The organism is Calditrichota bacterium (genome assembly GCA_020637445.1).
In the GTDB taxonomy this organism is placed as follows: domain Bacteria; phylum Electryoneota; class RPQS01; order RPQS01; family RPQS01; genus JABWCQ01.
Map to the genome: position 1 here is coordinate 1,197,292 of JACJVZ010000001.1, position 13,244 is coordinate 1,210,535.

The 13,244-nt window shown below is 51.5% G+C and carries 5 protein-coding genes and 2 tRNA genes; 2 read left to right on the forward strand and 5 right to left on the reverse strand.

The genetic code is table 11. The annotated features are described in order from the left end of the window. Positions 1-15: 15 nt before the first annotated feature. The gene (locus H6507_05080; protein MCB9368463.1) at positions 16-3,714 is read right to left on the reverse strand and encodes a T9SS type A sorting domain-containing protein; all 3,699 of its coding nucleotides are present in this window, start codon (positions 3,712-3,714) and stop codon (positions 16-18) included. Positions 3,715-4,162: 448 nt separating this feature from the next. Between H6507_05080 and H6507_05085 the strand changes: the two genes are divergently transcribed. Beyond that, entirely contained in the window at positions 4,163-5,278 is a 1,116-nt protein-coding gene (locus H6507_05085) for a hypothetical protein (GenBank protein ID MCB9368464.1), read from the forward strand. A 73-nt stretch (positions 5,279-5,351) separates the two neighbouring features. On the opposite strand, the gene sppA is transcribed toward H6507_05085, so the two are convergent. After that, entirely contained in the window at positions 5,352-7,139 is a 1,788-nt protein-coding gene (sppA, locus tag H6507_05090; protein ID MCB9368465.1) for a signal peptide peptidase SppA, read from the reverse strand. Between the two features lie 159 nt (positions 7,140-7,298). Between sppA and H6507_05095 the strand changes: the two genes are divergently transcribed. Beyond that, positions 7,299-8,795: a hypothetical protein gene (locus H6507_05095; GenBank protein MCB9368466.1), complete on the forward strand. Its 1,497-nt coding sequence runs from the start codon at positions 7,299-7,301 to the stop codon at positions 8,793-8,795. 87 nt (positions 8,796-8,882) lie between these two features. Here H6507_05095 and H6507_05100 read toward each other — a convergent pair. The 3 genes from H6507_05100 to H6507_05110 form a co-directional block, all read right to left on the reverse strand. Beyond that, positions 8,883-8,954 (reverse strand) — tRNA-Glu (locus tag H6507_05100). 34 nt (positions 8,955-8,988) lie between these two features. After that, a tRNA-His gene (locus tag H6507_05105) sits at positions 8,989-9,062 on the reverse strand. Between the two features lie 157 nt (positions 9,063-9,219). Further along, on the reverse strand, positions 9,220-13,080 hold the full coding sequence (locus H6507_05110) for a PAS domain S-box protein (protein MCB9368467.1): 3,861 nt from the start codon (positions 13,078-13,080) through the stop codon (positions 9,220-9,222). Positions 13,081-13,244 lie beyond the last annotated feature (164 nt).

The following is a 13,244-nucleotide window of genomic DNA, read 5'->3' on the forward strand; positions in this document are numbered from 1 at the left end:
AGTTTGTTGTGGGGATTAGCGCATTAACAACATGCGCTTAGTTTGAACGAATTCCCGGGTGACCAAACGATAGAAGTAAATGCCACTTGGAATGGAAACACCGGCACTGCTCTTTCCGTCCCAATGAATGCTGTAGCGGCCCGCATCGCGAACGTTGTCCGCGAGGGTGGCGACTTTGCGTCCCAAAACGTCGAAAATTTCGAGTTTCACGTTCGTACGGGACGGAAGCGAAAAGCCGATAGTGGTCTCGGGATTGAAAGGGTTCGGGTAGTTTTGATACAGCGCGTACTCGGACGGAAGCTGTACGGGTACATCGGGGACATCAGAAATCGTCGGCGAAGATGTGGTTAAGCGAATCGCCAAGCCAGCTTCCAACGGTGCGGACGTCACCGGGAAATTTTGGTCATAGTAGTACGTAGCACCTTCGGTCTCATCGGGGGATTCATAGCCGATAGTCGCTCCGAGCGCGGCATCCGAAACTAAGCTCAAGTCCTGATACAGGAAGAGCCATTCTGCGTCACCGCTTGGGGTCGGGTGCGTGGCAGGATTTAGCAGTTGTACCTGAAACGTGTTCAGAAGTTCTGAGTTGTTCCAAGCGCTGGTTTGATACCATTCGACGATGAAACGGTCTCCAACGGAATCGTAGTAATAGCAAATCTGTCCGTCGTCGCCGAACCAATACCATAAGTCAAACCACAGCACGGCGATCATGCCATTCACGAAATCGGGTGCATAGGGCAAAGCTCGGTTGTCATAGTTAGTCGCAGAAGTGACTCCGGGAGCGACCCATCCGTCGGTTGAAATGGAAAGATCGGAATATGAATCTCCGAAATAGCCGTAGCTGAAAGGCACCGTGACCGACAGTGTCTGTTGACTGTGGTCATAGGCAAGCGCGGTTCCAGGCCCGCCGGCATCGGGCGCAATTTCAACCCAATCATACACGGCAACTTGATCGTAGTCCACGTCCAGATTATCATACAAGAAGTACAATTGATCAGAGCCCATTTGTGGGTCCGCTTGACCAACTTGTCCAAGCACGATCGGAAGAGTCAAAACTTGATCGAAATCATACGTCGCCATATTGGCCGTGAACCGGGCGCCAATCGTGGCCTGGATTCCAGTCGGCGCGTTCCACGCACCGGATATCCGCACAGCGCTTTCGGGAATCGTGAAGCTTTGGCCGGGAGCGAGTTCAGGAATAGTGGTTGTGCCGTCGACAATATTAATGTAGGGACTCTGCTGTTCCAACGTCAAAGTCGATGCGGGAAGTGTTTCATTGCCGTCGTTTCGTACCGTGAACACAAGTCCAGCTTGTTCGTAGCGTTCGAGCAGGCCATTGTTGCCATCTTCAACACTGAGCTCCGAATACTCAAGCTCAGGCATGTAAATCGTCAAATAGAACTGGCTGTCACGCGGATCGATACCGCTCGCGGCATAGCTTACGTTCATCGGAAGGCTGTTGCCGCGAAAATCAGGTGTTACCGAGAAAGTGTAGGCGGGAGTTCCCGCGACGACTTGACCTGTCGCCACGTTGCCGTAGTCCGACTGCGAGTTCACAATGTTCAAGCCTACTGCCTCGGACGAATATTCGCCTGTAACCGAGAACGCGGCATCGGCACCGAAATTTGTGACCGTGTCAATAATTGAAATCTGCTCTCCGGGTTGAATGCGCCCGTCTCCATTGCCTGAAGCATCAGAAATACTGCGGCCCTCATGAACCAAAAAGGTCCCGGAGGGATCCACTGTCACGGTCCATTGTCGTGCCAGGATATTCTGCCCTGACATTGTGACGGTAACGTCTTCAGAACTTTCAAAGTCGATGGGAACAGGATAGTCCCCGGCTTGGGCTGGCAAACGAACAAGTTGGAAATTACCGGCAGTTGGCGACCAAAAACTGAACTGCAGAGAATCTGTTTCCGTAGAAAATCCGGAAGCAACTTCAATGCGCATCGTGGAGGGCGTAGAAAGAGCAACAGTCGGCACAACGACCGGAATTCTCATTGGATTGTCGGTATAGACCATCAACGACGGGTCACTAAGCACAAGGTACTGCCGCATCATGACCGTCGAAACTTCAAGCACGGGATTCTCGTCGAGGAAATCCGCGAACGTCGCCCAAGCGTACATCTTGCCAGCAACCAGAGCCGCGGCAAGTGAATTTATGTCATAGTCCAAAAATGCTTTGTAGAGACACGTATCAAGCACATTGTTGTATATAGTGTGGGTGTTCCAGCACGGACCGATGAAACCCACGGCTCCCATGGGATTGGACGGATTTCCGTGAGTCATCCACGCTTCACCAAAACACTGGCCGTCGGCCGCGTCAAACTTGGCGACACCGCAACCAATACCGGTTACTATCGGCAACTTCCCAGAGTTTGAGATCTGGTCCACAGTCCAGTAATAGAAGTTGATACCGGCCCAGCCTTGGTTCCAACCTGATCCTCGGTGGTTAACAAACGTTGCACCCTGATTGACCAAATTGATCATAAATTGAGGACTCGGATGATCGTCGGCCCAAACGGTGTCCACTTGTTCGAATCCAGCATCTAACAGCATGAGACGCGAGTAGGCAATGGTCTCACGCTGTGAATCGACACTGTTATCGGCAGACACGATACAACGATCGAAGCGCGTAGAGTCTAAAACGAAGGGCGTCTTTTCGTGCTGAATGATCCTATTGGCCACGGTCAAGAACTCAGGTTGTTCGTTGATCGGCCAACGTCCAAGAAAAACGTCCGGAAAGGGATCCGAACCTTCAAGTTCAGTGTAGTGTGCTTCCTCCGTGAAATCACCGGGGAACGACGCGTCGCTAAATCTGGTTACGGGATCTTCGGTGTTCAGCATATGTACCGGAATCATTGTCTCATCACCGGCAAGCAGAACGTAATCTACCCGGTAATCTCCGGCATACAATTCACTAATGATGCGATTGCGCAAGTTGTTTCCGCCGGCACCGGCAATTTCACTGGACGGCACGACGGTCACTTCAAAACCAAGCTGCCTTTTCCAATCTATGAAAGCATCGGCCAGAGACATAAAGGCATTCGGCACAATGAACAAAATATGCGAAGGCTCGGTGATAGACAGGAAAGGTATGTCCTGCCAATTCATGACCACGGACTTCAGGACTTTTTGCCACATCTCAGAATAAGCCGGACGAATGGAAACCAACGCATTTTGCCCTTGTTGATCGTCAATATCAATGCGAATCACTGCATGCTGCATAACATCACAGCTTGCCGTATTGTTCGTATAGGTCACAGGCTTGACAGTAACGGGAACGATACGAACGCCGCCGAAAATGCCGACGTCTTCCAAGGAAACACGCGGAACTGACGGGGTATTCTCGGGTATGGATGACTGTGGCGATACCGTTCGTGCCAGAGTCGACCACTCTTCGATTGTCACCGTCGGATTTCCGGTTGCCGGCAAGCATAGATAGAATGTGACCCGCGGCATGAGTGCGCCGGTGGAGTCCATTTCACCCATGGTTCCGGGCAGGTGCTGGCGGAGATCGATGCTTCCCGTAGACAGCAAACGGGACATGTCGAGGCTGAACCTGATCACATCCTGGTTGGATTCGAGGAGTTCGAAGTCAGGTGAGAATTCGGCTTCGGGATAGAGGCCGATTGGGACAGTTTGGGCGACAGCGGGTGCAATCGCGCAGACCAATGCGAACAAGGCTGCTAAGAAGTTGTGCTTAGGATGCATGTGACACCTTACTTTTCTTGACCCCAGACTGTAGTAAATATGTTGGTTTTGTGACAAAATGACTCGTCAGGTCTCTGATTTACTGGAATCGGAGCTTGACGAGCCGATAAGAAGTATGTATTTTGTAAAGGCTTGCCTCTAAAAAGGGAGTTTGACCCACGCTTAGCATGTTAGTGTCTTGAATTTTGGAAGATAGCTGTTTGGAGAGGCGGAGTCAAGAGAGGCGCAATAAATATCCGAGACTTGTAAGTTGGAGCAGGTTTTGCCATAGAGTCTCACAGCCGTTTGCCTGGGTTAGGGTTCGACGTACCGATCTTCTTTAAGAACTGTTTTTCAGTTGTTTAAGTTCCATAGGTTGGAACGAGGAATCTAGAAAATGTATGTTGGACTGGGCAAATAGGCAAGAAATGTCAAATTGAGTTACCCGTAGATACAGGAATTGTAAGAGATGAAGAACTTTATATTGATTCTCGTAGTAGTCGCGAGTTTGTCGGTGATCGGCTTTGCGCAGCAGACGCAGTCTCCGGAAAGCCCAGAATCCGCTGAACTCTGGCAGGTATTTCAGCAGATCACCGATTTGAAGGCAGCGGATCAGGATATTCCCACTTCGCTTTACGACCGCTATTTCGAATTGGACAGGATCGTGAACCCCGACCAGCACGAACGCGTCGAGATGTCTCCGCTGGATCAGTTGACGAATCTGTGCCCGGGCGGTCTCATTGTGGGACCGGATTCCGGAATGACCTACATCTTCGCAACGAGCGGCGCAACAAATACTTCCACGAACGGCTGCAGCTATCCAAACTGCCGCCTTGGGCGTGACCAGTTCATAAGATTGGAAGTTTTGTACCGGGACAGCGTCACGATTACGACGTGCGGATCCGGTTTTGATACGTACCTTTGCGTGTTCACAGGCGGATGCTGCGGCGAAACGGGTTCGGTTCCGTATGTCAGCAATGACAACAATCCGCAAGTTTGCGGCGTGGCCACGACACTTCAGGCCGGAATTTCACAGTGCTTTGAGCCGGGTATTTATTACATCGTATTGGACGGATATGGTCCCGCATCTTTTGGCCAGTACCGGTTCTCGATTATCTTCCACGGCAACTCGTGTATAAATCCGAACCCCGAACCAGAATGTCCCGCAGACTATCTGATACATGAAGAGTCGTTCCCCGAGGGCTGCGACGACTTCTCGAATACGATTCATTGTAATCAAGGTTACTGCGGACAGATTGACGAGACCGGCGATCTCGACGTTTACGCCTTGACGATCGACGATTGTCCGCGCGACGTTACGATCAGTGTTTGGGCCGATGATACCCCCGGACGCACGGGATTCGAAGGTGGTTTGGATTCGTATTTGCGCGTATGGCCCGTAACATGCGAGGCACCCTTGGCCGTGAACAACGACAACAACGGTGCGGACGAGCAACCGAACGGCACGGATAGTCAGTTGACAGTGACATTGGTTCCGGGCACGTACTTCTTCGAAATTTCAGGCAATAACGGCACGACCGGACCGTACGAGGTGTTCGTCGATTGTACGTCCTGCGAACAATAGCCCTTTGCAGTATTTTGCAATGAGAACGACCCCGCCGATTGGCGGGGTCGTTTTTCGTTTCTGAGCTTGGTGCTTAAATATCCAAGCTAAAGGGCACGAGAGTTTGCAGAAACTCCGTCCGTTCATAGAAGTTCTTTAGGTATTTGGCGAGTTTACCCGGATCATTCACGGATTGCAGCGATTCGCCCAATAGGTGAAAGTCGGAAATCTGCGTGGCAAACTTTTCAACGAAGAATTTGAAGATGTCTTTCTTTTCAGGATAGTACTCAATAGAATACTCCTCCTTGCCTAACTCAGCCTCCTTCGCGGCAAGGGCAATGGCCACGTCGACTCCTCCCAGCGTGTCGACAAGTCCTCTGCTCAAGGCTTGCGTTCCTGTCCACACCTGGCCTTCCGCGATGGAATCCAAGCCGCTCATGCTTAGCTCGCGGCCTGCGATCACGTCTTCCTTGAATTCAAGGTAAATGGAATCCATCAGGCTGTTCAGCACGGCAAATTGTTCTTCTCCGAGAGTTTTGTCAAACCGGAAGAAGTTCGCCCAGCGGCCCATGGAAATCGTCTCTTCGCGAGCGCCGATCTTATTGTAAAGTTCTTCTCCCGTGGGAATTGCCGAGACGACGCCGATTGAGCCTGTGATCGTAGTTGGCTGTGCGACAATCTTATTTGCAGCAAGTGAGATGTAATATCCTCCGGACGCCGCCACCCTGCCCATCGACACGACAAGTGGTTTCTTGTCCTTCAACCTAAGTGCAGCGGCAAGGATTTGCTTGGAGGCGAGCGCGGAGCCACCGGGTGAATTTACACGCATAACCACGGCTTTGACATCTTCGTCTTCCGCGAGGTCATCGAGCTGCTTAGTGAGTTTCGCGGCAGTGATACCACTTCCGCCGAATCCGCTGTTATCATCGTCAAAGGTAATCTCGCCTTGCGCGAAGAGAACTGCGACTTGGTTCTTCTCTTCTCCTATGTCTACCATTCTCTTGGTCGACACGTAAGAACGAGGAGAAATACTTTCGAAGTCCTCAGAGTCACCTTGCAGGCGTTTTCTCAGCACCGGCCAATCAACCAGCGCGTCAACGTAGTGCTTTGACAGGCACTCTTGTCCCGCGACAAGGAAGCTCTTTCCATTTTTGTATTCTTCGTCGATAGCTTGGAACGAGATAGCACCGCGCCCAGCCGCCATTTCACGGACGAAAGTGCCATAAACATCTTCGTAGAGAGTGGTGATGTTGGAGCGCAATTCCGATGACATGCTGTCACGCCCAAGCTCCTCAAACGCGCCTTTGTAAGCACCGGCATGGATAACGTGAAATTTCAACCCGACTTTCTCAAAGGTCTTTTTCAAGTATGTCGAGCTGAAGGCAAGGCCACCAAAATTGATCCCTCCCAGCCTTCCGGGCATCATGAAGATACTGTCGGCGACGCTGGCGAGGTAATAGTCCCGGTCACTGGCGACTTCGATGTGGGCCAAGACTGGTTTCCCTGAGGACTTAAAGTCCAAGATGGCTTCACGCAACTCCCGCAGCGAGGCGAAGCCGTTCGATCCCATAGGTCTGAGGATGATACCCGAAATATTCGGGTCCTCTTTGGCGTACTCCAGTGCGCGCAACATATCATTTAAGGACGAGCCGCTTTCACCGCCTAAGAAACCGAGATCAGGGTCTTCATTATAGTCCGGCATGACGCCAGAAACCCTCATCATTAGCCAAGTATTGGGCTCCACCTTGATTTTGGATCCCAAATCTGCTTGGAAACCACCACTCATCGCGCGTGAGATGCCCCACCCCACGATGAGCATTGTGAGGACGAACCCACCTGCGAGGATACCGAGGATCCAGCAGCAGGCTTTGTTTCCGCTCATATTTTGCTCCGTTTAATGTTCAAGCCCAAAGGCCACTTGTTTTCCATAGGAATCTTCTTAATTTACGATAATCTTCTGAGAAATGTATACGGCTTGCCCCGCGCCTTGAGAGGCACGGTCTTTGCCGTCATATGTTGCTTAATAAACTGGAGTTAGTGTTTGAATCTCGACAAAGCACTCATGGCATTGATGGCGGGTGGAGTAGCTGTCCTCTACACAGCCATCATATTTGCCTTCTTTGAGGGGACGGATCCCGAGAACCGCATACTTTATCTTGCGGCCGTGGGTGTGCCATTGGCCATCGGTTTTTTTGCCGCGCCAAAAGTCGCCCTCTATGCTCTCGGGGTTCTTGTCTATTCTTCGGACTGGTTGTCCGAATATTGGCAACTAATCCCCCGCGAAGCCACATGGCTGATTGACCTTTTGATCGTCCTTTTTGCCTTGCGTTACGGCCTGACGTTTTTCACGGCCAAACATAAGGTATTTGGTATCGAAAAGATGATATTGGCGCTGTTGGTTTTCGCCATTTTGTCAGCTCTAATGAACGGTGAAGCCGTTTCTACAACTTTGGTCGGTATTCGTGTCGGGTTCCGCTACTTGCTGCTCTTCCTTGCGGCCGTGGGTTTGCATCCCAAGGATGATTTCGCGTCAAAGTTCATTCGCTTTTTGTTTATCGTGGGACTGGTTCAGACTCCGGTGATTCTTTGGCAATGGAGATTCACAAGCTGGATATCCGAAGACGATCTCAACGGCACATTTGGTCGCAACCAGACTCCGGGGATCGCCTTGTTTCTGCTTGTCCTCTATACATACCTGATTTCCAAAATGATCGAAGAGCGTCGCGTGCACGGTTGGTATCTATTTGCGATGGTCTGGATGGTTATTTGCCCGATTCTCGGTGAAGCAAAGTTCTTTTTCCTGTTGCTGCCGTTGTACATTTTGTTTATGGTGCGGGCCGAGTTCATCAGGCGGCCGGGAATGGCAATCATGCTAAGTATTCTGGGAGCGGGAATGTTCGTCGCCGTCGACTATGTGATTGTCGAAACGGGGTACTGGCGGGAAGGTCGAAACCCGCTTACGTACATAACCAAACTCCCTGAAGTCTTCGAAACCGAAATAAGCCGTCCACAAGGGGAGCATAAGGAACGGTCTTACCAAATTTTGAGTGCATTTGTGCTTGCGGCCGACAACGCCAAATCGATGTGGTTCGGCCACGGGCCGGGATCAATCACTCTTTCCTATGTATCGGACTCGCGCACCGCGACAGCGGAGTATTTCGCGAGTTTTGGTCTTTCGTCAAGTTCGCCATCGATTGCATGGATGCTCATTGAGTACGGATATTTCGGAACGATCTTGATGTTCCTTCTTCTGTACATGATTTATCACAGGGGGCGCGTGCTGCGGCGATCAACGTCGTTTGACCACCGTGTGTATGGCAGGATGCTTGAAGGCATCACGTTTCTGTACTGTGCGTGGTTATTCTATCAGTCCGCGTGGCAATCCGACTCGATGAACTATATATATTGGACCGTAGCTGCGATTTTCGTGAGACTCAGTTACATCGAACAGGGAGATCCCGAGTATTCAGCGGCCGTGAAACGCGCGAATGAACTCCGCGGCGGCGTGCGCCCGGCACTTGCCCAAATGGGGTCTTAGGATTGTGGGTGCCACTATATAGATAGACTGAAGAACCGGAGAAAAAGTTGAGCAAAAAGCCCTCGCCAAATGACGAGGGCTTTGTTGTGACCCCAGGGAGGATCGAACTCCCATTGCGAGAATGAAAATCTCGAGTCCTAACCATTAGACGATGGGGCCACGAAATCTAAAAAAGGAATAGAGTATCGTGGTGGGTGGCTGAGGGGATTCGAACCCCCGACCCTTGGAACCACAATCCAATGCTCTAACCAACTGAGCTACAGCCACCATAACGACTTAGCAAGCTGAACCTACAAGCCGTAAGAACCCTAACAATATGGATTTGCAAAATTAAAATCAAGCCCCTCTATCAGGAACTGACCAAGCACTCGCGTTGATAATTAACGAGTTATGAGATTTGGAAGGAATGCAAAGCCGAGGAGTCTTAGAGACTTGAGTGGTCAAGCACCTCTCGAACGGCCCCGAGGAGCTCGGAGGGCCGATAGGGTTTCTGAATGAAAGCTACGGAGCCCAGGCTGATTTTTCTGCGGCGAGAAGCTGCATCAGGCAGGCCGCTTGAGAGAATTACAGGCAGGTTTTCTCGCTGCGACAACATTTCCGCTACCGCTTCGTCTCCGCTCATCACAGGCAGAGAAACATCCATGATAACGAGGTTAATCTCATGGATATTTTGTTCGAATACTTCAATGGCCTGTTTTCCATCTCTTGCGACAAGCACTTTGTAGCCTGCGGATTCAAGCACTTCTTTGCCAAGATCAATGATCACCGGTTCATCGTCAACGAGCAGCACAATTTCGGATCCACCGCGGACATTCGCAAACTTCTGAACCACTGAGTCTGGCGCTGTGCTTTCGCTGGACTTCGGAAGCATGATTCGGAAGGTTGTCCCCTTACCTTCTTCTGATTCAAGCTCAATATGGCCGCCAAGGAGATCAACCAGTTCGTTTACGATCGAAAGACCCAAGCCCGTCCCGCGGTTTTCGGACTTTGTGGTAAAAAACGCGTCAAAGACCTTTTGTTGAATTTGATGCGGCATACCGCATCCATTGTCCCGCACAACGATGGCGACGGAATCAAATGTGACTCGTTTGCCCTCACGGTTAATGAACGAGTATCCTGCCACATTGGTCGTTTGTATTTGAATAGCCGGGCTTTCTTCCGCCATTTTCGAACTTAGTACCCGTTCGACAATCGCATCGGCGGCATTCACACCGAGGTTCATGAGTACCTGTTCAAGTTGGTGCGGATCGGCGGACACCGGCCACACTTCCGTTTGCAGTTCTTCTCGAACCTCAATTCTGCGATCAATTGTACGAGCCAACATACGAACGACCGTTGAACAGACGGCATTAGGATCGAGCGGACGAGGTTTCTCCGAGGACTTGCGGCTGTAATTGAGAAGCTGTTTGACTAGAACGGACGCGCGTTCGGCCGCTTGAGCCGCTTCGCGTGCGCAACTGCGCGAGTCTTCCGTTCCAACATGTCCGCGCTCCAACAATTCAAGATTTCCCATGATAGCCGTCAAGAGATTGTTGAAATCGTGTGCAATTCCCCCGGCAAGTCGGCCAACGGCTTCCAGTTTCTGCGCGTGCCGCAGTTTTTCCTGAAGCTCGCGCACCTCGGTCACGTCATGCAGCTCAACAATCCGCATATGCTCGACCGTAACCGTCGAATACCATTTCCAAACCCGGGAAAGGTGCTGGGTTTCGAATTGAATTTTTTCGAGCGGAGTTTTTTGCGCGAGGATGTCGCCCCAGAACTTGTCCTCCAAGAGATCGCGCAAGGTAGTTGCACCGTAATTTTCAAGCAGGCTTTGAGCGGCACTGCTGCGAGAGACGGTGTTGCCTGCAGCATCAATAATCCAAACGGGAGAAGTCAGCGCACTCGAAACGGCCTTTTCGAGATTTCGTTCATCGCAATGGCTACCCCCGTCGGCAGGCAGCTCGACACCATAGACCTGTACTTGTCCCACGGACGTTCGGCAATAGGTCCACATCAGGTGTGCCGATTGCGTCCATTTGTCGCGTTTCGCGGTCTTAGACTCACTTGAGATCAAATCCCTGATCGTATCAACGTGATTATCGGGAAGCAGCGTTAGGATGTTTCTCGAGTCAGACATTGCAGCCAAGCGGTCGGCAGACGGATTCATGTAGAGCACCTTGCCCGAAGAGTCACAGGCCAACACCGGGAATGGATTCTCGGTCGGCAATTGTCTCATCAAACTCTGTTCTTGTTCCCAGAGCTTCGTATCCGTAATATCCAAGCCATAGCCAATTACGTACTCGACCTTTCCCGCGGCGTTAAGCACAGGGCTAATTGCCCGCAAGTAGTACCTTTCTCGATCACGAGCGTCGCGGGCGCGTTCTTCAAACGCCACAATCTGCCGCTCTCGCGTGGCTTCCATGATCGCGTCAACTCGTTTGCGACCGACTTCGCTGGGTGCTCCCAGTTTTTCTTGAAGATCAATATCGCTTTGACCGATGGCCCATTCCCGCATGGATTCATCTTCAATGCAGGAGCGATTGACGTATTTGTAGTTTCCATTGGGATCATAAACCGCGACCTGAGCGGGCAAGTTGTCAAGCAGATTCTCGAAGAATTGTTTTAGATCAAAAAGTTCTTCTTCGGCGCGTTGCCGGTCAATCGCCTGAGCAAGATAGTTGGCGATAATGTTCAGGGGGATAAGAGTTTGGTTCAGTTCCTGCGTCGCATGCTCAAGGGACGGCGCGTGCTGCGTATTTCCCAGCCAAATGACACCGATAACTTGGTCACGAACTCTCAAGGGAACACAAACGATTCTTTGTAGTCCGACACGTCTGAGGCTCGCATGCGCATAGTCGGGCCTGCGGCCGGTTTGGGCATCGACCACGGGTTCGCCGGTATGAACAACGGTCCCGGAAACGGACATTCCGATAGGGATTCTGAACCCCAACGGCAGTCCGGTGTTTTCTTCACCGACCAAGACCATTTCGTCCGTGGTGGGATCAAACAGTTCGACGGCCGCGATGTCCAGCGGGAATCTGGAAGTGAGAATTTTGGGTAACTGCGAGTAGATCAGCTCCATGGATCGCGCCGACAAGAAGAGCTGTGAGGCCACGGCGGTAGTTTCCTTGTCGTGGGCTGTGCGCTTTCGCTCAGTGTGGTCACGCACGATAGCCATGATCATGGACTTGCCGCCGACTTCGATTTGTGCCAGCGAAACTTCGCAATTCAACTCGGCGCCGTCTTTGCGCATATGGACCCACTCAAAATTCTGAGGGATGCCGTTGCGGGCTCGATTGATGTGTTCTGCAGCAAGTTTGTCTGAGCGTTGTCCGTCGGGCTGGTACTTGGGCGAGAATTCTGCCGGGGAGTGAGTAATGATGTCGTCTCTGTCGCAGCCAAAGAGCTGCAAGGCGGCGTCATTGCACTCGCGGAAAAGGTCATCCATTAAGAAGAAACCGTCGGCGGAGCGGTCAAAAATCGTGCGGTACTTCTTCTCGCTTTCACGCAATTGACGTTCAATCTGCACCTGTTTGTTGAGCAGTTGCACGGTTTCTACTTTTCGAGCGGCAAGGTCTGCGAAGATTTCAAGGTACTGGAAAACTTCTGCATTGGGTCGTTTGCCGTTTACCGGGTCGTCGCAGTTGATCGATCCGAGCACTTTGCCGGTACTGGAGTACATCGGCACATAGACCAAGTCCATGGGATCCCAATCGTCACCGGGCAACGACTCTCTCCGTCCGGGTACAACGTACTCTGTTTTGATGAACTCGTGGATTCGTTGCGCGGGAACAAAGTAGGAACGGCTGACTCTAAACTGATCGAGTTCAGCCGAGAACATACGTTTGCGTTCTTCGGGCGGCCTGCGGCTGCTTTCCAGCTCGCGAATGTCCTCATCGCATACGCCGTAATAGGCTGATTCAACGATTTCGAATTCTTCCAAGAGATACACGACTGCAGAAGCCCAGCCTGCCGCGCCGACGGCATCGGCCGCCGTTTGCAGGATTTCGTGAGTTGAGCGGGCTTCTTCGATAGCGACACCTGCTCGGAGCAGATGGGCGAGTTTGTCACGGCTTTCTTCAAGCTGTTGGGCATACTCATCCAAGACGTTGAGAGAATCAAACCTCTCCTGCTCCTCGGAGATTCTTCGAACTTCATGGTCCTCAAGGTCCGCCAGACGATCTCGCAATGACTCAAGCTCGGCAAGCAATTCCTCCCGTTCGGAAATGGGGCAAGACACGTCCGGGGTGGTATTGGATGCTTGTGAATCGTCTGGCTGCAACTCGTTGAAATCAGTTGGCATTGAAGAATGGGACCTTCGTTTTCAGATACGTTAGCAATCGTATTCGTGACAGCGCCGTTAAGTGCAAAATCAGTTCCGTTAGTCGCGCTCCTTCCCAAGTACGCGAAAGCTAAAGAGAAGCCTTAAGTTTTCCGGGGCAGTTGGCTTCAAAAGAACCGCTTACT